Annotated in this window: 24 protein-coding genes and 1 pseudogene; 13 read left to right on the forward strand and 12 right to left on the reverse strand. The window is 38.6% G+C overall.

Annotation, left to right across the window (positions count from 1 at the left end; all coding sequences use genetic code 11):
- Positions 1–65: 65 nt before the first annotated feature.
- Together FTV38_RS07540 and FTV38_RS07545 are read left to right on the forward strand one after the other, a co-directional pair.
- A complete protein-coding gene (locus FTV38_RS07540) occupies positions 66–965 on the forward strand; it encodes a LysR family transcriptional regulator (RefSeq protein ID WP_180007851.1) in 900 nt (299 codons plus the stop codon).
- 149 nt (positions 966–1114) lie between these two features.
- A complete protein-coding gene (locus tag FTV38_RS07545; protein WP_078191046.1) occupies positions 1115–1594 on the forward strand; it encodes a helix-turn-helix domain-containing protein in 480 nt (159 codons plus the stop codon).
- A gap of 82 nt (positions 1595–1676) precedes the next feature.
- On the opposite strand, the gene FTV38_RS07550 is transcribed toward FTV38_RS07545, so the two are convergent.
- Genes FTV38_RS07550 through tusD form a run of 4 tightly spaced genes read right to left on the reverse strand, consistent with a single transcriptional unit; the run spans position 1677 to position 3103 of the window.
- On the reverse strand, positions 1677–1988 hold the full coding sequence (locus FTV38_RS07550) for a TusE/DsrC/DsvC family sulfur relay protein (protein WP_111884335.1): 312 nt from the start codon (positions 1986–1988) through the stop codon (positions 1677–1679).
- 48 nt (positions 1989–2036) lie between these two features.
- The gene (locus FTV38_RS07555) at positions 2037–2324 is read right to left on the reverse strand and encodes a DsrH/TusB family sulfur metabolism protein (protein ID WP_180022110.1); all 288 of its coding nucleotides are present in this window, start codon (positions 2322–2324) and stop codon (positions 2037–2039) included.
- A 14-nt stretch (positions 2325–2338) separates the two neighbouring features.
- Positions 2339–2689 (reverse strand): hypothetical protein, encoded by a 351-nt coding sequence (locus FTV38_RS07560; protein ID WP_180022111.1) that lies wholly within the window; start codon positions 2687–2689, stop codon positions 2339–2341.
- Between the two features lie 45 nt (positions 2690–2734).
- On the reverse strand, positions 2735–3103 hold the full coding sequence (gene tusD, locus FTV38_RS07565; protein ID WP_078190984.1) for a sulfurtransferase complex subunit TusD: 369 nt from the start codon (positions 3101–3103) through the stop codon (positions 2735–2737).
- 302 nt (positions 3104–3405) lie between these two features.
- Here tusD and FTV38_RS07570 point away from each other — a divergent pair, with 302 nt between their 5' ends.
- The 4 genes from FTV38_RS07570 (at position 3406) to FTV38_RS07585 (ending at position 7970) form a co-directional block, all read left to right on the forward strand.
- Entirely contained in the window at positions 3406–4002 is a 597-nt protein-coding gene (locus FTV38_RS07570) for a phosphatase PAP2 family protein (RefSeq protein ID WP_180022112.1), read from the forward strand.
- A 516-nt stretch (positions 4003–4518) separates the two neighbouring features.
- The gene (locus FTV38_RS07575) at positions 4519–5526 is read left to right on the forward strand and encodes an SDR family NAD(P)-dependent oxidoreductase (RefSeq protein ID WP_180022113.1); all 1008 of its coding nucleotides are present in this window, start codon (positions 4519–4521) and stop codon (positions 5524–5526) included.
- Positions 5527–5724: 198 nt separating this feature from the next.
- Positions 5725–7119, forward strand: a complete 1395-nt coding sequence (gene fumC / locus FTV38_RS07580; RefSeq protein WP_180022114.1) for a class II fumarate hydratase — start codon at positions 5725–5727, stop codon at positions 7117–7119.
- Positions 7120–7478: 359 nt separating this feature from the next.
- Positions 7479–7970, forward strand: coding sequence for a hypothetical protein (locus FTV38_RS07585; RefSeq protein ID WP_180022115.1), 492 nt, complete (start codon positions 7479–7481; stop codon positions 7968–7970).
- Positions 7971–8097: 127 nt separating this feature from the next.
- Here FTV38_RS07585 and FTV38_RS18375 read toward each other — a convergent pair.
- Positions 8098–8884, reverse strand: a pseudogene (locus FTV38_RS18375) (IS3 family transposase); the annotation flags it as partial.
- 384 nt (positions 8885–9268) lie between these two features.
- On the opposite strand from FTV38_RS18375, the gene FTV38_RS07590 reads away from it, so the two are divergent.
- Both FTV38_RS07590 and FTV38_RS07595 read left to right on the forward strand, forming a co-directional pair.
- A complete protein-coding gene (locus FTV38_RS07590; protein WP_078193931.1) occupies positions 9269–9481 on the forward strand; it encodes a DUF4177 domain-containing protein in 213 nt (70 codons plus the stop codon).
- The gene (locus FTV38_RS07595; protein WP_180022116.1) at positions 9478–9690 is read left to right on the forward strand and encodes a hypothetical protein; all 213 of its coding nucleotides are present in this window, start codon (positions 9478–9480) and stop codon (positions 9688–9690) included. The genes FTV38_RS07590 and FTV38_RS07595 overlap by 4 nt, the downstream gene beginning before the upstream one ends.
- 85 nt (positions 9691–9775) lie before the next feature.
- Here the strand turns inward: FTV38_RS07595 and FTV38_RS07600 are convergent, their stop codons facing one another.
- Both FTV38_RS07600 and FTV38_RS07605 read right to left on the reverse strand, forming a co-directional pair.
- Entirely contained in the window at positions 9776–10261 is a 486-nt protein-coding gene (locus FTV38_RS07600) for an Lrp/AsnC family transcriptional regulator (RefSeq protein WP_078188537.1), read from the reverse strand.
- 216 nt (positions 10262–10477) lie between these two features.
- Positions 10478–11338, reverse strand: a complete 861-nt coding sequence (locus FTV38_RS07605) for an alpha/beta fold hydrolase (RefSeq protein WP_180022117.1) — start codon at positions 11336–11338, stop codon at positions 10478–10480.
- Between the two features lie 173 nt (positions 11339–11511).
- On the opposite strand from FTV38_RS07605, the gene FTV38_RS07610 reads away from it, so the two are divergent.
- Entirely contained in the window at positions 11512–11973 is a 462-nt protein-coding gene (locus FTV38_RS07610; RefSeq protein ID WP_180007847.1) for a hypothetical protein, read from the forward strand.
- Positions 11974–12246: 273 nt separating this feature from the next.
- On the opposite strand, the gene FTV38_RS07615 is transcribed toward FTV38_RS07610, so the two are convergent.
- Both FTV38_RS07615 and brnQ read right to left on the reverse strand, forming a co-directional pair.
- Positions 12247–12483 carry a hypothetical protein gene (locus tag FTV38_RS07615; protein WP_078188534.1) on the reverse strand — a complete coding sequence of 79 codons (237 nt, stop codon included), beginning with the start codon at positions 12481–12483 and terminating at the stop codon, positions 12247–12249.
- A gap of 559 nt (positions 12484–13042) precedes the next feature.
- Positions 13043–14335 carry a branched-chain amino acid transport system II carrier protein gene (gene brnQ, locus FTV38_RS07620; protein WP_180022118.1) on the reverse strand — a complete coding sequence of 431 codons (1293 nt, stop codon included), beginning with the start codon at positions 14333–14335 and terminating at the stop codon, positions 13043–13045.
- A gap of 349 nt (positions 14336–14684) precedes the next feature.
- On the opposite strand from brnQ, the gene map reads away from it, so the two are divergent.
- Positions 14685–15479, forward strand: coding sequence for a type I methionyl aminopeptidase (gene map, locus FTV38_RS07625; protein WP_180022119.1), 795 nt, complete (start codon positions 14685–14687; stop codon positions 15477–15479).
- A gap of 312 nt (positions 15480–15791) precedes the next feature.
- Here map and FTV38_RS07630 read toward each other — a convergent pair whose 3' ends face one another.
- Positions 15792–16706 carry a LysR substrate-binding domain-containing protein gene (locus FTV38_RS07630; RefSeq protein ID WP_180022120.1) on the reverse strand — a complete coding sequence of 305 codons (915 nt, stop codon included), beginning with the start codon at positions 16704–16706 and terminating at the stop codon, positions 15792–15794.
- Between the two features lie 279 nt (positions 16707–16985).
- Here FTV38_RS07630 and FTV38_RS07635 point away from each other — a divergent pair, with 279 nt between their 5' ends.
- Positions 16986–17897 carry a LysR family transcriptional regulator gene (locus FTV38_RS07635; protein ID WP_078188530.1) on the forward strand — a complete coding sequence of 304 codons (912 nt, stop codon included), beginning with the start codon at positions 16986–16988 and terminating at the stop codon, positions 17895–17897.
- A gap of 134 nt (positions 17898–18031) precedes the next feature.
- On the opposite strand, the gene FTV38_RS07640 is transcribed toward FTV38_RS07635, so the two are convergent.
- Both FTV38_RS07640 and FTV38_RS07645 read right to left on the reverse strand, forming a co-directional pair.
- Positions 18032–18940 carry an alpha/beta fold hydrolase gene (locus tag FTV38_RS07640; RefSeq protein ID WP_180022121.1) on the reverse strand — a complete coding sequence of 303 codons (909 nt, stop codon included), beginning with the start codon at positions 18938–18940 and terminating at the stop codon, positions 18032–18034.
- A gap of 24 nt (positions 18941–18964) precedes the next feature.
- Positions 18965–19504 (reverse strand): PadR family transcriptional regulator, encoded by a 540-nt coding sequence (locus tag FTV38_RS07645; protein WP_180022122.1) that lies wholly within the window; start codon positions 19502–19504, stop codon positions 18965–18967.
- A 181-nt stretch (positions 19505–19685) separates the two neighbouring features.
- Here FTV38_RS07645 and FTV38_RS07650 point away from each other — a divergent pair, with 181 nt between their 5' ends.
- Positions 19686–21710 (forward strand): NADPH-dependent 2,4-dienoyl-CoA reductase, encoded by a 2025-nt coding sequence (locus FTV38_RS07650; RefSeq protein ID WP_180022123.1) that lies wholly within the window; start codon positions 19686–19688, stop codon positions 21708–21710.
- 123 nt (positions 21711–21833) lie between these two features.
- Positions 21834–22238 carry a nuclear transport factor 2 family protein gene (locus FTV38_RS07655; protein ID WP_121532411.1) on the forward strand — a complete coding sequence of 135 codons (405 nt, stop codon included), beginning with the start codon at positions 21834–21836 and terminating at the stop codon, positions 22236–22238.
- Positions 22239–22268 lie beyond the last annotated feature (30 nt).

A 22268-nucleotide genomic window follows, 5' to 3' on the forward strand; every position in this document is an offset into this window, starting at 1 on the left:
TTAAAAGTGCATACCCTGTATAATTATGAATAATTAATTATTAATTATGCTTAAATGGAATAATAATGGACATTAAAAGCCTAAAAGTCTTTGTGACCATCGTACAAAAACAGAGTTTTAGTCATGCAGCAGAAGCGCTTTTTGTCACTCAGCCGACCATTAGTAAATTAATTCGTCAGTTAGAAGACGAGATCGGCGTGCCTTTATTTCATAAAGGAGAAGCAGGTCGAAAAAGGGAAGCACAGCTCACCTATATGGGAGAGCAGATTTATCAGCATGCCTTAGTGATATTGAATGAACAACAACGGATGCTTGATACCGTTACCCAAGTTCGTGCCTTAAAACAAGGTAAATTGACCCTAGGTTTACCGCCATTGGCATCAGTGTTGTTCAGTCAGTTAATCGCGCTGTTTCATAAAAAATACCCCAATATTGAACTGAGCTTTTTTGAGGTTGGGGCGACAGGTATAGAAAGTGCCATTTTAAAAAAACAGGTCGACGTCGGGATTATTTTGGGTCACTTGAAACCGGTGCTGAGTGGTATTCCAGTGATGGAGTCACCTTTGTGTCTATTGTCCAAAAAAAACTCACAGTGGCGTAAGCGAAAAACCGTTTCGTTGATTGAATTAAAAGAAGAATCCTTTTTATTATATGATGATACCTTCACACTCAATGACATCATTATACAGGCGGCAAATTACGTCGGATTTGAGCCCAATGTAGTGTGTAAAAGTAGCCAGTGGGACTTCATCGCCAAAATGGTAGATTCAAATGTCGGGATTGCACTCCTGCCTAAAATTTATTGTGAACAACTTGATGCGGCAAAATACCATATGGCTGAATTAGAAAATCCAAACCTAGACTGGAAACTCAGTATGGCCTGGAATACCACTGTTGCCATGAGTCCCGCAACGCGTGCATGGCTAGAAATAATTGAGGACAATAAAGACAAAATACATTTTTAGTTCATTTACAGATCAAGCAGATAAAATGAATGCGTTGAAACGATGGTGGATTTATGATTTGTACATCAAAGATTATTGAAAAGGATTTTGCAAAATCAACAGGCATGAATTAAATTGGGTGTTGGTCGTTATTTTTGATGGTTCATAAAATGAAATGGGATGATATTGGTCAACAACCGTGTTCAATCGCTCGTGCGCTTTCAGTGCTAGGGGATCGTTGGACCATGTTGATTATCCGTAATGCATTTATGGGCATTCGACGTTTTGATGACTTTCAACAAAATCTCGGTGTGACGCGTCATGTGTTATCCGACCGATTAAAGCGTTTGGTTGAAGAAGGTATTTTAACCAAAGTTGCTTATGTCGAGCGTCAGGAACGTTTTGAATATCGACTGACGCAAAAAGGCTTAGACTTGTATCCAATCCTTCTAGCTATGACCCATTGGGCTGATCAATATATGGATCAGGGCTTAGGATCACCTGTTGAATATGTCCATCAGGCATGTGGGCAAAAATTTAAACCGGTTTTAGTGTGCTCATGTTGTGCTGAACCGATCCAAGCCAAACAGGTCAAACCGATATTTACCCAAGCCTATTACATCGCTCTAAATCAATTAAAACCTGCCTAAGCTGTTTTATGGCTTTCTTCAAGATGCTGATTTGCATCTATTTAGCCAAATTAGCCTAAGCGGTATTTGGGTTGCTTTAAAATCACAAACAATTTGCAGGTTTAGGGATGCCCGCTAAACGACTTAAATGTCGAGCGACCAAACCGGTGTTAAATTTGTCTTGTAACACCGCATTATTAATATCAGCGCTTACCGTTTTCATTAAAAATTTAATGAGTGGGCGAGTTGCCGGCGAGTGACCAAACTGTTGATAAAACTGTCGTACAGCTTGTAAAACTTCAAAATGCCAAGGGCTTAACTCAAGTTCTAAACTTTTAGCCAGTTCTTGGGCAACAGCTTCATTCCAAATAGTGTAATCCACCAAATGGCCATCTTGGTCTAATTCAAGATTCATATTCATTCCAAAAGAGAAGATTGTAGAAATGGATCGCTTTTACTCAAATTATTTGAGTGAAATACATCTTTTAAATCCAAGGCATAGATCAGCAAAAGCGGCATAGTCGATTACTTTCATATGACTATAATTCATACTTTTACCTAAAATCTCAGCATCATTTTCGAGTACATAACATGTGCCAAATTGCTGAATTTGTTCATCTGCAATATGTAAGACTGCTTCACCCATCAAGATGATTGCATCTTCAGGGTTGATTAAACTGGCTAACTGCTGGATGTGCTGTAGGGTATTGGCATAGCTGGCTTGGACTAAATACAGCGTAGAATTTGACATCATCATTCCTCTTTTTACCAATACAACACATGATCGAATTGTTGAATCAATTCGGTATTGAATTGAACAAATTCGAGTTCTTGTTCACTGTTGATCACAAAAGGATGCTGTGAATTTTTTTGTTCAATATAAATCGGGGTGAGATCATAAAACTCAAAGCTATCAACCATGTTGGATGCGAGTTTAAATGCATGCTTGAGCTGATTAAACTCTTGTTCTGCCTGAAGTAAGCTCAGCGCAGCATCTTTGAGCAACACTTTAACGTCACAGCCGAAGGTTGCAAGCACCATGGTTGCAGAAAGACTTTCATGTACTTGTAAGCTTGCAAGATTTGCATGAGTTAAAACAACCAGTACAGATTTCACGTAATTTTCCTTTTCAATGCTACAAATGCGCGGCAATCAAAATATTTAGAATTGCAATAAACGGTCAGCAGCTTGTACGGCATCGGCAAGTTCGCCTAGGCCCACAAGTTCAAATTGTTCAGCTAAATTATGTTGCTGAATATTGTGACGCTGTGCATTTTCCTGATCTGTGATCCCACGTGCGAGAGCTGCACTTACGCAAACAGGTAAACGAATGCCGAGTTTTTGCCATTCACTACTGAGTTTGCGCTGATCATCTGGCACCCATTGCAGGGCATTTGCCACATTTACACCATCTTGATAGAAAAAAACCCGAAAGTTTTCGCCTTTCTGCTTCAGCGCTTGGGCAAGGCCCAAAGCATGCCAAGCCAATATCGAAGTGGGTGAGGAGGTAATTAGTAATAGAGTACTCATCGAAATTCACTAAATGAATAAACGGTCTAGATCGACAGTTTGTTCTGAGTTCAGAAGAAAAAGCTAGTATACAATGATTTACTCAATGATCTGAATATTTGCAAAGTTTTGCTTATTTAGGCGGCGAAGTCATTGCCAATTTTTCTTCAAATATAACTTTTGGTTTATTTTGGATTCAGCTTCAAGCCGTCAGTTTTTCATAAATAAACTGTGCGGTTACATACTGAAAAATCTTTGTATGAATAAAACGCAATTTTTGATTTTACAGAGTGCTATGATCTTTTCATTTTTTAAACCAACTCATGAATATAGAGAAATTTAATTTAAGTTTATTTAATTCAATCAATGCTTCGGACAATGCTTTAGATTTCACCATTTCTTTTGCCATATTTATAGCCAATGATCTATTTTATATCGTGATTCTTTTGATGTTTTTGGCTTGGTTTAAAGGCAATTTTGATATCAAAAAACAAATCGTTAAAGCCACTGTGTTTACTATCGTCGCTTTTCTTATCAGCCAAGTGATTTCAAGTTTCTTTTACTATCCTAGACCCTTTGTCTTGGATGTTGGACGCACGATTATAGAACATTCACCGAATGGATCATTCCCGAGTGATCATATGCTGTTTTTTAGTACGATTGCATTTTCTTATATTTTTTCAAAGCAAAAAGCTGTCGGCTATGTATTTCTAGCTTTCGCTTTTCTTGTGGCGTGGTCGAGAGTCTATTTAGGTTTGCATTATCCAATGGATATGGCGGGAGCGCTGATCATTGCGGTTTTGCTGAATTTTGTTGGACTGTCTTTATGGCGAAAATATGGGTCTTATTTGGTGAGCATGATCTTAAAAGTTTACGAGTTCCTATTCTCAGCCATGATTAAAAAAGGCTATATCCGCTAAATTAAGTTTGCTAGATATTTGCGATTTCAAACTTTTGCTGCTGCTATAGTTACATTGGCAACATCTTGCCAGATGAATATTTCTGATGATTCATCTGGCGTTCACATCCTGCTTCTCCACCTCAAAAATAGTCAGACTGCTCAATTCAATTTGCTCATTCGATAAGATCATTTCTAATATTTTGTTGCTGTCTAACATGCTTCGCAATGTAACTATTATTAAATATCTTCTTCAAAAACCCTTCAACTCAAATGCCACGAAAACTTGTGATGTCTTCAAAATTGATCGCTAGCGAGGTCATTTGTCGTAAATCAAATACAGTTAATATCCATAACTGCAACACAGTCAAAATTCTAAAGCAGTAAGATAAAACTAGAATGCTCTTGCAGATTATTCGGCTCATGAAAAATGCTGAGGCGAAGTTTCAAAATTTAGATCTGTAGATAAGTTGGTGACGACACCAAGATGATGCCAAAGATTTGTAAAAGCTTGATAACTATAAGGAGTATCTAAACAATGATTTTAGTGACTGGTGGTTTAGGCTTTATAGGCTCACATATAGCCTTGAGTTTAATGGCTCAAGGTCAAGAAGTCATTATTGTGGATAATTTATCCAATGCAAATTTACAAACACTTGAACGACTTGAATTTATTTCAGGCATGTATGTGCCTTTTGTCAAACTCGATATTCGCAATACTCCCGCACTCAATAAAGTATTTGAACAATATACCGTCGATGCTGTCATTCATACGGCAGGCTTTAAGTCATTGGAAGAATCCGTCCTTAAACCACTTGAATATTATAATGATAATGTCAGTTGTATCATGAGTTTGCTGCGTGCCATGCAGCGAACAGGTGTACGAACACTGATCCATTTATCAAGTTTAGCGGTATATGGTCAGTCGTCGGCAGAATTAACAGAAGACATAGAAATCAATTTTACCTATCCAAATCCCTATGTGAAATCTCAACAAATGGTGGAAGAAATTATACGGGATACCGCACGTACTGATAATGAGTGGAAAATTGCGATTTTGCGTCTAGGGAACGTCGCAGGTGCTTTCGAACATGCAGTTTTAGGTGAGTTTGTTGCGCCATTGCCAAAAAATATCGTGCCGCTTGCGATGCAAGTTGGGGCTTTACAACGAGATTTTATCGAACTTCGCAAACAAGCTAAAACTGGAGATGGTACTGTGGAACGGAGTTTCTTGCATGTACTCGACTGTTGTAAGGCGGTGTGGCAATGTTTGCAATGGTTGTCGCAGCAGCAATTCGCCTGTGAGGCTTTTAATATTTCAGGTGAGTTGGTTTCGATACAGCAACTATTAGATACGCTTTCAGAAGTAACTAAGGCCGAGATTAAGACTGTCGAATCTACTTTTTATCCAAGCCATGAATATGACCAGCTTGGGGCAAGTACACAGAAAGCGAAAAGTACTTTTGATTGGCAGCCTGAACAAGATTTAAAGAAAATGCTAGAAGATGAATGGCGTTTCTATCAACAAACATTAAGAGGGAATTAACTCGTCTTGTATTGGGTAAATTTAATCGTCGTGCATGATTTTCTTTATAAAATCACGATAAAGATTATCAAATAAAACACGTATAATTGATAATGGTTATTATTTACAAGGCTAAAAAAGTTACCTAAACTGTATTTATCAGCAGAATTTGATTCTGCACAGACGTTCAATTTTATAGATAAGGATATGAGGTCATTTATGCAAACACGTATTGAACATGACACAATGGGCGATGTTGAAGTACCTAGCGATGCGATGTGGGGTGCACAAACACAGCGTAGTTTGCAAAACTTTAAAATTGGTGGTGAACGTTTACCACGTCCAATGATTCGTGCAATGGGTCTCGTTAAAAAATCAGCAGCGATTACTAACGCAGCATTGGGTCAAATCCCTCAGGAACTTTCTGGTTATATCGTCAATGCAGCCGAAGAAGTGATCTCAGGGCAGTGGGATGCACAATTTCCACTGGTAGTTTGGCAAACTGGTTCAGGCACGCAAAGTAACATGAACTGTAATGAGGTCATTGCCAATATTGCCAATCAAAAACTGGGTAATCCGTTGGGCTCACAAAAACCTGTCCATCCCAATGATCATGTCAATCGTGCTCAATCGACCAACGATTCATTCCCAACTGCAATCCATGTGGCTGCAAGTTTACAAATCAATGAGCTTTTAATTCCTGCAGTAACAAAACTGCGTAATACCTTAGAAGCAAAATCTAACGAATTTAAAGATATTGTTAAAATTGGCCGTACACATTTACAGGACGCAACGCCTTTAACATTAGGCCAAGAGTTTAGCGGCTATGTTTCACAGCTAGATCATGGTTTGAAGCGTTTAAATCAAGCTTTAGAAGGACTGTATGAATTACCACTAGGTGGTACAGCGGTCGGTACAGGTCTGAATGCACATCCTGAATATGCTGTAAAAGCAGCAGCAGAACTTGCGAAACAAACGGGTCTGCCATTTGTCACTGCGCCAAATAAATTTGAAGCACTTGCAGGGCGTGATGCAGCTGTATTTGCGTCGGGTGCGTTAAAAACACTTGCTGCAAGTTTAAATAAAATCGCTAATGATGTGCGCTGGTTAGCCAGTGGCCCACGCTGTGGTTTTGGTGAGCTACGCATTCCAGAAAATGAACCAGGCTCAAGCATCATGCCAGGGAAGGTCAATCCAACTCAAAGTGAAGCCATGACGATGGTGGTTGCTCAAGTACTTGGAAATGACACAACCATTAATGTTGCTGGGGCATCGGGTAACTTTGAATTAAACGTGTTTATGCCTGTTATTGCCTTTAACTTATTGCAATCTATTCAACTCCTCGGTGATGCATGTAATAGCTTTAATGACCACTGTGCAGTAGGCATTGAGCCAAACCGTGAAAAAATCGACCATTTCTTACATGATTCATTAATGTTAGTTACGGCACTCAATCCTGTAATTGGTTATGAAAATGCTGCAAAAGTTGCTAAAACTGCATATAAGGAAGGAAAAACCTTAAAACAAGTTGCGGTAGAACTCGGTTTAGTCACTGCTGAGCAATTTGATGAAGTGGTTCGTCCTGAGCAAATGGTTTCACCAAATACCAAATAAATTTTTTGAGATCATTCATCTAAAGTATTTGTAAACAAGTAGAGAGGCTGATTTATATTCAGCCTCTCTTTTTATTGGATCTATGATTCATCAATTTTTCAGCTAGATACTGCCTAATACAGATTCTTTTGATTCATTTTCAGCTGTAAAAGTATAGATATAAACTGGATGATTTATAAAAAACTGGGTAACGAAAAAATGAAGCAAGGCCAATGTTGGAAGAGAGTAATTCATTGGATTGGGCTTTGAATTCATTGGCACACTTGTTAAAATGCCTTTCTTTTTCTGTTTTCGTTGCTATTTGACATTTGTTTGAATAAATATTTGCAAGACAGTATTTTATTTAAGGATTTCCCCCAATGCTCACCATCTATTTGACAGATGTCCAAAAGAACGTTCAATTTAAAGACTATCCGGGCGAGCATCCTGTTAAATTTATATTGAATTTTAAAAAGATTTTCCCAAGTGTTATGGAGCTTTTGCTACCCGTTTTGCCTGAAAATGAAAATCTAGAAGAAATGAGCTGGGAATCGACAACGACAGATTTTGAAAAATTTAAATTGCTACTCAGTGGGTGGGGCGTAATTGAGCTACGTTTGAATGCTATTGCCCAATATAAAGACCGTGCTTATGCAGATAACTTGGTAAAAAAAGCACAGCAAAAACGTAAAGAATATAAAAAAGCACAGTCAAAATTACAAACCGTTGAACTTGATTATTTATTCATGCACGAAGTTCATGGTTTGATTGATGCAGAGTTGGTCGAGCTAGGTGAAAAATTCTATCTACCGACTTTACGTGAGCTTTGGAAAAACCAAGTGTCAGCGAATGTATTAGAAGCAAAATTCTAAACTGCACACAGTTTTAGTCGAAAAATCCTCCGCTTAGGAGGATTTTTTATATGCACAGCAGAACTTCAGATTTACTGCGGCAAGTGACTGTTTCATAGTGACCCATCAAGCAAGTGAAGCATTGATCCTAAACAATATCGTGAACGGTCATCCCTTCTAAATACTTAAAATATTTCTGCTTAAAGGCTTTTAGACTTAACCAGTCATTTGTAGAATGTCGTCTAATTCGATGGTAGTAAACTTTGAGAATAATACAGCATCGGTTTCTTTTCTAGTAGTAAACACTACCGTGAATCACATGGTCTTTTAATGTGGGAGACAAGCTTCGCTTACTGCATTATCCCATGAGCAGCATACTGTGTAAGGTCGCGACGGTTGTATACTAGAATACCGTTATTCATCAATAAATAGCCCCTACAATCATGATTACAGTACTTCGAGTCTGTGAAGTATTGCTTTGCAAGGAAATGTACCATGCACCTGTTAGGATAACCTTGATGAGCTACTGCTTAATTAAATGCATTACACGCATATCAATTGATGGTCTGATTTTACTTGACCATTACAATGGCTAGTTTGCCAACAGACAGTACAACGACTAAATAAACTTAGCATCCACATAAATACAACCCATCTTGCTTGGTACTGATATAAGTAATATCCGTTGTATGCTTATATTTGCGTGCAACTTTATTCAGTAAACTTAGCTTTTTAAATATTCTTAGATTCTACAGACAGAACATTCATTCATACGATAATCAAGATCATGTATGTCATGGACATGATTGTGCGCCTAAATGAGTATGATGCTGCCAATGGATAGCTTTCAAATCATCATACATAAATAAATCTAACATTTTTCATGCATAGAAGCGTGAAGTGCTGACACCTAGATATTTGCAGGCAGAAGAGACTGCAGTGATTATTTTTAACTGATCGGTGATAGATTTAAGTAAGTATATCGTTGCTTTGAATACTTTCTTAGCTTTACGAGTATAGGGCTATGCTGGCAGCATGTCGAAAGACACAGCAAACTATTAGCGAAAGAGTCTCTCAAAGATGCTAAAACTTGAAAATCATAAATGCGGACATTAAAAAGCCCCATGGTTAGGGGCTAGTCGTATCACTCGCGTGATACTCATATAAGGCTCATCTCATACTGCATGTATTAAAACATAAAATCGAAAAAATTGCTGAGCAAATTGACAGTTAAAACTAGGTTGTTTTAGGAAAAACCGATCGTTATACTTTGCTCTGAACATTTGTTCATTTCACTATAACCATAAAGAACTATATTGATGAAAGAATATAAAGTTGTTATCTATCAAGAAGGTATGCTGGGATCTTTACTGCTTGGCTCTTCAAAAGTTGATCCAGTTAAATTCACCAATTTTTTAAATCAAAATGCGCAGCAAGGCTGGGCGGTGATTACGATGGAAAAAGATATCCGCCGTATGCTGCTTTTTTGGAAGCGTGAAGCTTATGTGGTTGTTTTGGAGAGAGAAAAATGAAATACGGTGTCTTTAGTGCACTTATTATTTCAGTTTTATGGGGTTTATTAGCCATCGCTCAATTGTGGTTTGAGTGGCTCAGTGTCGAAGTTTTTACCAAAATAACCGTCACTGTGGCGATCCTAGAAGCCATCATTATTATTGCAACATTGGTCATACGTGAGTATTTGACAGATAAAAAATTGAAAAAAGATGGCTTTATAGATTAGACCGCATAAATAGGGCAATTGAGTGCTGCATTCAATTGCCCTTAAATTTTAAAGTCATCTTATAGATTAGATCTATATTGGCTCATTACTCAATCATCATGAGGTCAGCACTGCTGGCAGATTTTAATTGTCGTAGCGCAAAAATAGAGCGGGTATGGCGTATACCTTTCATAGAATATAAGTTTTTACGCAAAAAACGCTCATAGTGTTCAGCATTTTTAACTGCAACTTTCACCAAATAATCATAATCGCCAGTGACTAAATGTGCTTCTACCACTTCTGGCATATTGGCTAAAGTTTCACTAAATTGATCTAAAATTTCATCATCGTGACGTTCTAATGTAATTTCAATAAAGAATAATTCATTGATCCCAATCGATTTTGGGTTGATGTTGGCTGTATAGCCGTCGATAATTTTTAAATTTTCTAAACGCTTTAAGCGTGTCCAACACGGCGAAGAGGAGAGACCAACACGTTCAGACAGCTGGGCTATGGTGAGTCGTCCATCTTCTCTTAATGCGGATAATATTAAGCGATCAATTCTGTCGAGGTTGTGTCGTGCTTCACTCATGCCAAAATAGAATATAATTGAGAAAAAATAGTTATATCATTTTTTGCAATGGTCGGCTGAAGAAAATTAGCACACTCGGACTTGCAATGCAGATTTTAAAGATAGAAAAATAAATTATGTAAGGTGTTAGGCAGGGTGATTGAAGCTAAAAATAGAAAATCTTGTGCAGATTATAAAAAGACCACTCAGCCGGATTACTGACTGAGTGGCAAAAACTTAAGCGTGTAACTGTTGTTCAATGATCGGCCATAGGTTTTGATGTGACGATTTAAACATCAACATATGTCCGATGGCTTTATGACCTGTTTCTTTCGGTTTTAACTCAATCATTTGAGTCGAAGCATTCGGGTATAAGCGCAGCAAGTCTTTGACATTGGCTTCCGTGGCGATTTCGTCATCAGAGCTCCATACGGCAGTGATCGGACAGCTCACCTGTTGATGAAAATCATGCTGAACAGTTTTGCCTAAGGCGTTGATGACATAACCGGGTTTGCTACAAAATTCAGCCCATTCACGAGCAACATCTTTTGGCAAATTTTCACCCATGCCAATCGCATTAGTCGGGCCATAGCCAATGGTATAGCGTGCAATCGGGAAGATCACATTAAACATCACTGGAGCTAAAAGCTTGGTGCGACCTTTAAGATCTTTGACATGACCTGTAGAGCCAGAAACAGCAACCACTTTGGCAACTTTGTCATAATTTGGCACGATACCTAATAATTGTCCGCCTGCGCTATGACCGAGTAATATGACTTTAGGTGCCTGCGTTTTACTGATCAAAGCGTCGATTGCCGCAGGGATATCTAGCTGCCCCCATTGCACAATACTTGCTGTCGATTGTTTTAAAAGGCTGTGTAGCGACTCACCAATACCACGAAAATCGAAAACTAAAACGTCATAGCCTTGTTGGCTCAACCATGTTGCATAGCTATTATAAAATTGCTTGGTAATGCCTGTGGCTGGACAAATCAACACAGGTAAAGCCTGTTTGAGCTCTGTCTGGTGCGGATAAAAGCGCGCACTCAGTGAATAGCCGTCTTGGCAATGAATCGTGAGTTTTTCAGATGATGACATGATTCAAACTTCATGGGTGTGTTCCGATGTCACTAATTTACACAAGTTCCAAAAAGAAACCTGAAAAGAGTATGACTCTAAAGTCATGTCATAACAGGTTTGAAGCAAGTACTATTGCAGAAGAAATACAGATAAAAATAATGCGTATAATTGAACAATGGATGTAAATTAAAATGGACATGCTTCAACTTTCGAGTGCAGTAAAAATTGCGATAGTTTTTAGTGGGATTTATTTATGGGTAGGTATGCTCACAGGTGTGTGGAAATATGCACAAATAAGGCAGTCTGAACTGGCACGTGCGCATTATTATGTAGATATCGCACATCGGAGCAGTTTGTTATACGCCCCAGCGACGCTTATTTTAGCGGTATTGGCCTATTTTTCAGCACTTCCACATACACTCAATTTACTCTTTGTAATCATCAATTTGTTCTTTTTTAGCTTTTCGATTTTAAGCTATGTGCTGCATGGCTTTTTAGCTGATACCACCAATCAATTTAAAGTACCGCACGTCTTAGGCAAATGGCATTTACCTAAATGGATGATGAGTATGGCAATGCTTGGATTGGTGATTGGCGAGTTAATTGCAACACTCGGATTGCTCTTCGGAGTCATCGTTAAATTTTGGTTTTAAGCAAAGTAGTATCAAATAAAAATCGTATCAATTAGATTGGAGGCTAATCAGGAGATAAAAGCTTTTAAAGTGCAGACGATTGTTAGGTCGAAGAATTTATATAAACAAAATTTTAAGTTCTGCAGAATTGAAAATTTATGAGAAAAGGCTGATGATTTTCTGGTTATTTTAGGGATTATTTGTATTGTTATTTAAAAAGGATTAAATGATCGAGAAGGTGGGGGTGGCATCTTTCTTTTTTCAAGATGGATGATGCCTCATCCATCTTCTAACTTAAAATTCTGTTGATTTTTGCTTTCGATATTTGTGGTCAATGACTGCCCATAAATAAAAGGCTACAGAGACAATAAGCGCATAAGCAAAATATTCAGGTCTTAAATTTCCTTGTATTAAGCCTTGAATAAGTAGTGTCAGCATGAGAGCAATAGTGGTGCTTGTATAGGTCACCATGTTCTTATTTGCCTTCAGAGCGTTAATGAAGAATTGCTTTTTGAAATGTACTGATAACATCTCCACCCCTCCTTGTTGTTGTTTAGCCAAAACCCATGATTTTGGTCAGGTTTGAACTACTGTTGTACTTCGAAACTAGAAGTATTTCAATAGCAAATGTCATTATTTTGTCATAAAACTATGTTAGATCATCGTATAAGAATAATCATTTTATTCATATACTAAATATTATGAATCTAAAGGTGTTGACTGGTGAGTAAAATGGTCGATGCATAATATCTATGTATGAATAAGCAATATATATACCAACACGGGTATATCGGCTTTATGACACGAAACCGCCTAGCTTACAGTCTGAATCGGGCTTAATCATGGAGTTTGTGTACGGTGTATTTTGCAGAAAGTATTTGTATTTTAACTATTATTATATTTTGTAGCCAAAGGGCTGGATTTTTTTCTCATCATGAAAATAAAACTTTATTAAAAAAGTTCAATGACTTAGGATTTTTGCGCTGTAGTAGGACAAATAAAAGTCAGTTTGGGTAAAACTCGACAATTATTGGTCACAGGTAAAATCGTCATTCGGGTAAAACTCCGATTTTAGACAGGTCAAAAAAGGTTATTTTTTAACTTTGTCAATTACAGCAGCAATAATCAGCACAATCACAGAAGGGATCAGCCATGCTAAATTTTGTTGAGCAAGCGGTAGATTGGCAATAAAGCTTGGAAGCGCATCTTCGAAACCAGCCACTTTTAAACCATCAAAAATACCGAAAATAAACGCACATGCGGTAACAGAAGCAATAACTCGTGATGGTGAAATAAACCATTTAGAGCAGAAGCTCAGTAGGATAACTGCAATCGCAGGTGGATAAATCGCACTTAAAACAGGCACTGAAACTGCAATGAGTTTGGTTAAACCTAAGTTTGAAATCAGCAGTGAGAAACCAACTAAAATGAACACAAAAACTTTGTATGGAATTTTAGTCAATTCTGAGAAATATTCAGCACATGCGCAGGTCAAGCCAATCGCGGTCACCATACATGCAACAAAGATCATTGCAGATAGGAAATAAGCGCCCATATCACCAAAAGCATGTTGTACATATGCATGCAGGATCACTGCACCATTTGTTGCATTTGGAGCAATATCATGGCTGCCCATACCGAGTTTGAACAAGCTGATATAAACCAGTGTAAGTCCAATACCAGAAATAATACTGGCAATGACAGCATACTTAGTGACGAGCTTACTATCCGTTACACCGCGTGAAGTAATGGCTTTTACGATCACGATACCAAAAACTAAAGCGCCTAAAGTATCCATGGTTAAATAACCATTGACCACACCTTCTGAAACTGGTGCAGCCACGTAATTAGCAATAGCAGGTGGAATCACACCGGCAGGGATAAAGAACGCAGAGATACCCAGTACAATGAGACCTAAGATCTTGAGTGGTGAAAGGAAATAACCCACAGTATCCAAAATTTTGTTTGGATAAAGTGAAACAATGGTCACTAATGCAAAATAAATCACGCTATAAATTAGCAGACTGTTTGCGCCGTTACCAAAATAAGAAGAGAAACCAATTTCATAAGAAACGGTAGCTGTACGAGGTGTTGCAAATAAAGGTCCAACAGCTAAGTAACACGCGACAGTAAGGATAATGCTGGCTGCTTTACCCAAAGGTGAACTTAAAACTTGAATAGAACCTTCAACACGCGACAAAGCAATAATCGTGATGACAGGTAGACCAACTGCGGTGATTAAGAAACCAAATGCAGCTAACCAAACATGTTCACCCGCTTGCTGTGCGACAATTGGTGGGAAAATAATGTTGCCTGCACCAATAAACAGTGCGAAGGTCATAAAACCTAAGGCAACAATATCCCGTGTACGAAGACTTGTCATAAAGGGGAGATGAACTGTGAAAAAAGGCAATTTTAGTGCAATTAAGCTCGTTTTTGGAGCAAAATTTATAAATCGTATAGATAGTTTTTATAATACGAATCATGAATATATTGACAGATAAAATAATGTTTTATTTATATTTATGATAAATAAAAGAAATTTATTGTATATAAATTTTTTATAGAAATATGTTTAGCGATTAAGATTTATCAGATATAAATCAATTGTTCTAATTTTCAGCACTAAATAGGATGCTATAAGCCGAATAAATGCAGAAATATTGGCTGAATAAAACAAAAAAAATCTAAAAGGTCTATAATTCGGTGTATTCAAATTTGAGGATATTCAGATGAAAGCTTCCAAAATCACGATTAAAACCGAGCAAGATATTGAAAAATTACGCATTTCAGGTCGTTTAGCTGCTCAGGTTTTAGAGATGATCGGGGAGTATGTCAAGCCGGGCGTGACGACTGAATATTTGGACGATATCTGTAATGATTTTATCATCAACACACTTAAAGTGACTCCTGCCAATGTTGGCTACTATGGCTATACCAAAACCACCTGTATTTCACCGAATGAAGTGGTTTGTCATGGTATTCCTTCGAAAGAAACCGTATTGAAAGATGGCGACATTATCAATATTGATGTCGCCATCATTAAAGATGGTTATTTTGGTGATACCAGTCGTATGTACTATGTGGGTGAAGTTTCACCTGCGGCTAAAAAGTTAGTCGAAACTACCTACGAGGCCATGGTTGCTGGGATTCATGCAGTTAAACCGGGAGCAACATTGGGAGATGTAGGTTATGCCATTCAACAAGTTGCTCATCGTGAAGGCTACAGCATTGTACGTGAATACTGTGGTCATGGGATTGGTAAGGTTTATCATGAGCAACCGAGCGTTTTACACTATGGTCAACCGGGTCAAGGTGTAATTCTAAAAAAAGGCATGGTCTTTACCATTGAGCCGATGATTAACAGCGGTAAAGCGCGAACTAAAGAGTTAAAAGATGGCTGGACAGTGATTACTGCAGACCGCTCTTTATCTGCACAGTGGGAGCATATGGTGGTTGTAACCGATAGTGGTTTTGAGTTGCTATCTCCATGGCCAGAAGGTACAGGTACATATCCTGCAATCTAAGCTAAATCGCGAATTTAATCCTGAATCTGCTGTATCTAAAGGATTGAAGTTAAATTAAATTGTACAAGTGTATATTTTTTGACTTTAGTCTAATAAGTTGTAGTGTGTATGAGCGTTATAGGTTTTAAGACTAAGAGGTTTTCTCTATAGCTTAATTTATAAGGTTTTGCTTATAACTCTGAAAATCAGTTAGAGCTATTAACGATTTAATAAAGATGTATTTTATTTATATAATATGATTACAGATTCTGCTGTAGTTTCTTAGTTTTTAAGTTTTCGCTTACCCATCACATGGGTAAGCTTTTTTTTTGCTTAAAATTTAGCGTGTTCATGTTGGCTGAGTTTTTCAACTAAGTAATCAATGAATACACGTACAGCAGGTAGTAAGCCACGACGAGATGGATAAACTGCATGGAAAATACCATGTGCAGCTTTCCATTCAGGTAGTACACGAACCAAAGCACCTGATTTCACGTGATCGGACACAATACTGTCGGGTAATAACGCCACGCCACAATCTTGGCAGGCCAGTGCAGCTAACATAGACAGGTCAGAGCCCATCACCGTTGGATTCACTTTAATTTTTTTCTGATGATGCTGTGCATCGGTCACAATAATATGTTGATCAAGATGCTCATCCGCCATACTTAATATTTGATGTTGCGATAAATCTTCAGGGTGTTTGAGTTCGCCAAATTTATTCAGATAGGCCTGACTGGCAAATAAGTGCTGCTCAATCGTTTCAAATTTACGAATGACTAAATTGGGGTCGTCGTCTAGATTTGAACGTACACGTAGCGCAAGATCGAAGCCTTCATTAATGATATCTACGCGCCGATTGGTCACCATCATTTGCACTTTGATTTCTGGATATTGCTTTAAAAATTCAGGCAATATTTTGGTCATTTCATTTTGCGCGATGGAAACAGGTAAGCTGACTTTAATTAAGCCGCGCGGCTGCGTACTGAGATGATCAACCAAATCGTGTGCGGCTTGAGCGGCATTCATCATGACTTGTGCATGACGATAGATGTTCATACCAATATCTGTCACAGCAAAATGTCGTGAGCTACGTTGAATCAGGCGGACACCTAAACGTTCTTCTAAGTTATAGACCCGACGACTCAGTTTTGATTTTGGAATATCTGTTGCACGTTCTGCTGCACTAAAACCACCATGTTCGACCACTTGGGCAAAACAATAAAAATCATCTAGATCACTCAGCACTGTTCTTATTCCATATTTGCAACGATTTTGCTAATTAACTTGAATTGTTTCATGAAGTCAATCACGTTTTGTAGTTTTTCATGTGAGAAGTTTGAGCAAAATTGCCAAGACTAAAGTCGGGTTAACCTTGTAATCGTTTCACATTAGCATGACCAAACAATAAATGTGGTGTATACATCTTTTAAATAACCGAATTTGAAGGATGTGATTTGAGTGTCGTCCTGATATATTCAAATAAAAGACCATTATGAAAGAAATTCGACATTAAAGGACAATGTCATGGAATTAAGACATTTACGTTACTTTGTCGCCGTTGTAGAAGAACAGAGTTTTACGAAGGCTGCTGAAAAGCTATTTATTGCTCAACCTCCTTTAAGTCGTCAAATTCAAAATTTAGAAGAAGAGTTGGGTGCGCAGCTTTTTGAGCGTGGCAGCCGTCCTTTAAGAACCACCACCATTGGCCGTTTCTTTTATCAGCAAGCTGTGAAATTACTTTCCAATGCAGAAGAAATTAAGCTCATTACGCAGCGGGCCAGTGCCACTGAACGCACGATTAATATCGGTTATGGCGGTTCGTTACTCTGTGGTTTATTACCTCGAATTGTTTATTTGTTCCGTCAGCAATATCCACACTTAAATGTAAATTTAATTGAACTGAGTGCAGTCGATCAGATTCAGGCATTAAAAGAAGGTCGGGTTGATGCATGTTTTAGCCGAGTTCGTGTGTCGGATCAGGCGGTTAAACGTGTGCTATTGCGTGAAGAGCCTCTGATTGTTGCGGTGCATTCAAGCCATCCTTTATCTTCACAACAACAGATTGCATTGAATAATCTCAAAGATGAGCAGATTTTTATCTATCCAGCAACGGATGGTCAAAGTTATGCAACGCTGATCAAGTCGTTGTTTTTAGAATATGGTATGGAGCCGAAACGCTTTAATACTCAAGCAGATTTGCAACAATCACTAGGCATGGTTGCCGCAGGCGAAGGCATTTGTATTGTTCCTGAATCTGTACAAATTATGCAGTTTAGGCATGTGAATTATGTGAAATTATCGGATAGTGCTGCCATTAGCCAAATTTATTTGATTGTGCGGAATGATGATGAAGGGGAATTGGCGCGTCCTTTATTTGACTGCGTTTACCAAGTGTATGATTTGGAAGCAATTGAATACGATCGTCGGGTTTTCTAGTGCTTATTTTAAAAAGTAATAATAACGTTAAATTTGAAATTCAATTTTGAAGCAAACGTTTAAGTAACACCTTTCTGCATAAAACATAGGCTCAATCTTGAAAAGTAATGAGCCTATTTTTTTATTCAGTCTTATTAGATCGCTTGTTTTAAAAACTTGGTGATTTCACGGCTAAATTTGACCGGTTCACTGATTAATGGAGTGTGTCCCGATTTTTTAAAAATAATCTGCTCAGCATTGACTAGGCTGTCAGCAATAATTTTTTGACCTTGGGCAGGATAGAGGATCGATTTTGCCCCTGTGAAAAAAGTCGTCGGAGCGGTGAGTGCTGCAATGGCTTCACGATAATCTTCAGTATGGTTCAAATAATTTTGAATATACCAATATAAATAGGCCACACTTTGTGATGGTAACATCAGCTTCTGTAAAGTTGGTTGTTGGTATGCGAAACGGAAAGCGGATAATGCATAAGGATTGCTATTTTGTAAGTCTATGAATCTTAACCAAGCGTCGACCAGACCTTGACGGTCATGTTTATTCATCTGCTGTGCAAATGGCACAGAGAGGTTGGTTGCAAGTACCTTCGAGATGTCTTCTAAAATACTTAAAAACTCAGTGTGACGTTTGCCATATAAACCAAATTGCCAATCTGCATCTACTCGTATTTTAGGGGTTTGATCGATGTGTAAATAACGTTTAATTTTTTCAGCAAACTGACCGTATTTTAAACCGTGCATGGTGGTCGTTGCCCCCATGGAGTAAGCAATCACCGTGATTTTATCGTAACCAAGTTGGGAAACTAAGCTGTCAATATCTCGCCAATGGCTTGAAATGGTGTCCATATTTGGAATTTGACAAAGTTTAGAGCCGCCAAATCCACGCCAGTCTGGAATGATAAATTTAAAATGCTTTCGGTGTTGATATAGAAAAGGGTGCCATTGCCAACTTTGCATGCCCAGTCCAGATAAAACCAGAATGGGTTCTCCTTGACCATATTCACGAACATACAGTTGTTGCTGATCGGGCATTGTATAGTGTGGCATGCGGCTTCCTATTTATTTTTTGTTTTAGCGATTAAACTTATGCAACTGTGGAATGATGGTTTCAAGCCATTTGATCCAACCGATTTCCAAATCAATCCCAAGCTGTAAAATCATTTTATGAATGTACAAAGTACGGTCTTCATCATGCGCATGTGCAAAGTCTTTTGCAAAAATAGACTGGTACACTTTTAGTTTTTCTTTGTGAATTTCAAGATGGCGCTCTAATTCGGGTAATACGCCATTTGTACCCAGCTGAGCTTCTGCACGTAAACGAACCATCAACTCTTCACGTAATTGAGCCGGAGGGCTTTGCTCAACCATCCAATTGGCTAATTCAACACGTCCAAGTTGTTCAACTTGGTAGGTTTTTTTACGGGTTGTGCTGTGCTCATCTTCAATAGTGCTGATCCAGCCTTTTTGCTGCATGCCACTGAGTTCACGGTAGATTTGCTGATGTGTCGCATTCCAAAAAAAGCCCATAGAGCGGTCAAAACGGCGTGCAAGGTCGATTCCTGTACTCGGTTTTTCAAGTAAGCTCGTGAGTAAAACATGGGCTAAAGACATATATGGCTCAGTCAAAATAGTTTTGTACTTTTTATTATGCAACATGTTGCATAAAAATCAAATCTCGCATATAAATTAGTGCAACAAGTTGCAAAAATCTTGTATACGTAGATGGAAATAGAAAGCTCGTATACAAGCGAAGATAAAAATAGCCAGCTTTTCAGCACGCTAAGGAGAAAAAATGTCAAATTATCCAAATTTATTGGCACCACTAGATTTAGGTTTTACAACGCTAAAGAACCGTGTATTGATGGGTTCTATGCATATCGGTTTGGAAGAAGCACCGGGTGGTTATGAACGCATGGCAGCTTTTTATGCAGAGCGTGCGAAAGGCGGTGTAGGTCTGATTGTAACCGGTGGTATTTCTCCCAATGATGATGGTGTGACATTTGCTGGTGGTTCAAAATTAGACTCTTTAGAAGAAGCGGAAAAGCATAAAGTGATTACGCAGGCGGTACATGATGCTGGCGGTAAAATTGCGATGCAGATTTTGCATACAGGTCGCTACTCGTATCAGGCCAATAATGTTGCACCTTCATCTATTCAAGCACCAATTAACCCTGTAAAACCGCAAGCTTTAAGCACAGCAGACGTCGAACGCACGATCAATGACTTTGCTCGATGTGCTCAGTTAGCACAGACAGCGGGTTATGACGGTGTAGAGGTCATGGGGTCAGAAGGTTATTTAATTAATGAGTTTATTGCTGCACGTACCAACCACCGTGATGATGAATGGGGCGGCAGTTATGAAAACCGTATTCGTTTTCCAATCGAGATCGTGCGTCGTACGCGTGAATTAGTCGGTGAAAATTTTATTATTATTTATCGTCTTTCTATGTTGGATTTGGTTGAAGGCGGTTCGACTTTCGAAGAAGTTGTGCAACTTGCAAAAGCCATTGAAAAAGCTGGTGCAACCATTATCAATACCGGTATTGGTTGGCATGAAGCGCGTATTCCGACCATTGCAACCAAAGTGCCACGTGCTGCATTTACATGGGTGACTAAGAAATTAAAAGGTATTGTGAATGTTCCTTTAATCACCTCAAACCGTATTAACACTCCTGAAATGGCTGAGCACGTACTTGCTTCGGGTGATGCAGATATGGTGTCCATGGCACGTCCAATGCTGGCTGACCCACGTTTTGTGGAAAAAGCAGAACAAGGTCGTAGTGATGAAATTAATACCTGTATTGGTTGTAACCAAGCCTGCCTAGATCATATTTTCTCAATGAAAATTGCAACATGTTTGGTTAACCCTCAAGCCTGCTATGAAACTGAACTGATATTTAAAGAATCTGCACAGGTGAAAAATATCGCTGTGATTGGTGCGGGACCTGCAGGTTTAAGCTTTGCAACTTATGCTGCAGAGCGTGGTCATAACATAACTATTTTTGAAGCATCGAGCCAAATTGGTGGACAGTTTAATATTGCGAAAACGATTCCTGGTAAAGAAGAGTTTTATGAAACGCTGCGTTATTTCAAACGTAAAATAGAACTATTGCCTCAGATTAAATTGGTATTGAACCATACAGCAACCTATGAAGAATTAGCTCAGTCTGATTTTGATGACATCGTGGTGGCGACGGGTGTAACACCGCGTCAGTTAGATATAGATGGTATTGATCATCCAAAAGTATTGAGCTATTTACAGGTATTACGTGAACGTCAACCTGTTGGCAAACGTGTAGCAATCATTGGTGCAGGCGGTATTGGTTTCGATACGGCTGAATATTTAACGCATGAAGGTGAAAGCGGTAGCCTCAATCCTGAGAAATTTTATGATGAATGGGGAATTGATACCACTTATGCGCAAGTTGGTGGCTTGAAACATCCAGACGTCGAAGAATCGCCGCGTGAAGTGTATTTATTGCAACGTAAGGCTAAATCGGTTGGTGCTGGCTTAGGTAAAACCACGGGTTGGATTCACCGTACAGGTTTGAAACACCGCGATGTGAAAATGATTGCGGGTGCAAGCTACGACAAAATTGATGATCAAGGTTTGCATATTACCGTTGATGGTCAATCACGTATTTTAGATGTTGATCATGTGGTGATTTGTGCAGGTCAGGAATCCTATACCGCGATGTATGAACAGCTACAAGCAGATGGGAAAAATGTGCATTTGATTGGTGGTGCGAAAGAAGCAGGTGAGTTAGATGCTAAACGTGCCATTCGTCAAGGTGCAGATTTGGCTGCGGTGATTTAATCAGCCTCATACTAAACCACGACAACTTCATTCAATTTAATAGGCAGTTGTCGTGCTTCCTCTCCATTTGGGAGAGTAGTTTGAGGAAAGGGAAATGATTCATCAAAAAAAAAGGACATAAACATGACTATTGAAACAACAAAAAAATCTGTTGCACGTTGGCACGAAATGCTCGACACACGGGATATGAATATTTTAAATGAACTCTTGGCAGAGGATGTGGTGTTTCGTTCACCTGTCGCGTTTAACCCATATCCAGGTAAGCCTGTAGTAACTTTTATTTTGACCAATGTGATTCAAATTTTTGAAAATTTTACCTATCACCGTGAGTTTTACTCAGAAGATGGTTTAAATGTGGTGCTTGAGTTTTCTGCCAATGTTGGCGAGAAAAAGTTAAAAGGGATCGACATGATTCAGTTTAATGAACAAGGACAGATGATTGATTTTGAAGTCATGCTCCGTCCGAAAAGTGGGTTGGAAGCATTGGCGGCGAAAATGGGTGAGCGCATTATGCAATATCAGCCTTAACTCTGCTGTTTTTAAAATGCTCATCTCAGA

This window comes from Acinetobacter sp. YH16044, from assembly GCF_013417145.1.
Lineage (GTDB): Bacteria > Pseudomonadota > Gammaproteobacteria > Pseudomonadales > Moraxellaceae > Acinetobacter > Acinetobacter amyesii.

What these genes read in the sequence shown, in the direction of transcription:
- FTV38_RS07540 (WP_180007851.1), top strand. Translation starts at nt 66, where the DNA reads ATGGACATTAAAAGCCTAAAAGTCTTTGTGACCATCGTACAAAAACAG.
- FTV38_RS07545 (WP_078191046.1), top strand. Translation starts at nt 1,115, where the DNA reads ATGAAATGGGATGATATTGGTCAACAACCGTGTTCAATCGCTCGTGCG.
- FTV38_RS07550 (WP_111884335.1), bottom strand. Translation starts at nt 1,988, where the DNA reads ATGAATCTTGAATTAGACCAAGATGGCCATTTGGTGGATTACACTATT.
- FTV38_RS07555 (WP_180022110.1), bottom strand. Translation starts at nt 2,324, where the DNA reads ATGTCAAATTCTACGCTGTATTTAGTCCAAGCCAGCTATGCCAATACC.
- tusD (WP_078190984.1), bottom strand. Translation starts at nt 3,103, where the DNA reads ATGAGTACTCTATTACTAATTACCTCCTCACCCACTTCGATATTGGCT.
- FTV38_RS07570 (WP_180022112.1), top strand. Translation starts at nt 3,406, where the DNA reads ATGAATATAGAGAAATTTAATTTAAGTTTATTTAATTCAATCAATGCT.
- FTV38_RS07575 (WP_180022113.1), top strand. Translation starts at nt 4,519, where the DNA reads ATGATTTTAGTGACTGGTGGTTTAGGCTTTATAGGCTCACATATAGCC.
- fumC (WP_180022114.1), top strand. Translation starts at nt 5,725, where the DNA reads ATGCAAACACGTATTGAACATGACACAATGGGCGATGTTGAAGTACCT.
- FTV38_RS07585 (WP_180022115.1), top strand. Translation starts at nt 7,479, where the DNA reads ATGCTCACCATCTATTTGACAGATGTCCAAAAGAACGTTCAATTTAAA.
- FTV38_RS07590 (WP_078193931.1), top strand. Translation starts at nt 9,269, where the DNA reads ATGAAAGAATATAAAGTTGTTATCTATCAAGAAGGTATGCTGGGATCT.
- FTV38_RS07595 (WP_180022116.1), top strand. Translation starts at nt 9,478, where the DNA reads ATGAAATACGGTGTCTTTAGTGCACTTATTATTTCAGTTTTATGGGGT.
- FTV38_RS07600 (WP_078188537.1), bottom strand. Translation starts at nt 10,261, where the DNA reads ATGAGTGAAGCACGACACAACCTCGACAGAATTGATCGCTTAATATTA.
- FTV38_RS07605 (WP_180022117.1), bottom strand. Translation starts at nt 11,338, where the DNA reads ATGTCATCATCTGAAAAACTCACGATTCATTGCCAAGACGGCTATTCA.
- FTV38_RS07610 (WP_180007847.1), top strand. Translation starts at nt 11,512, where the DNA reads ATGGACATGCTTCAACTTTCGAGTGCAGTAAAAATTGCGATAGTTTTT.
- FTV38_RS07615 (WP_078188534.1), bottom strand. Translation starts at nt 12,483, where the DNA reads ATGTTATCAGTACATTTCAAAAAGCAATTCTTCATTAACGCTCTGAAG.
- brnQ (WP_180022118.1), bottom strand. Translation starts at nt 14,335, where the DNA reads ATGACAAGTCTTCGTACACGGGATATTGTTGCCTTAGGTTTTATGACC.
- map (WP_180022119.1), top strand. Translation starts at nt 14,685, where the DNA reads ATGAAAGCTTCCAAAATCACGATTAAAACCGAGCAAGATATTGAAAAA.
- FTV38_RS07635 (WP_078188530.1), top strand. Translation starts at nt 16,986, where the DNA reads ATGGAATTAAGACATTTACGTTACTTTGTCGCCGTTGTAGAAGAACAG.
- FTV38_RS07640 (WP_180022121.1), bottom strand. Translation starts at nt 18,940, where the DNA reads ATGCCACACTATACAATGCCCGATCAGCAACAACTGTATGTTCGTGAA.
- FTV38_RS07645 (WP_180022122.1), bottom strand. Translation starts at nt 19,504, where the DNA reads ATGTCTTTAGCCCATGTTTTACTCACGAGCTTACTTGAAAAACCGAGT.
- FTV38_RS07650 (WP_180022123.1), top strand. Translation starts at nt 19,686, where the DNA reads ATGTCAAATTATCCAAATTTATTGGCACCACTAGATTTAGGTTTTACA.
- FTV38_RS07655 (WP_121532411.1), top strand. Translation starts at nt 21,834, where the DNA reads ATGACTATTGAAACAACAAAAAAATCTGTTGCACGTTGGCACGAAATG.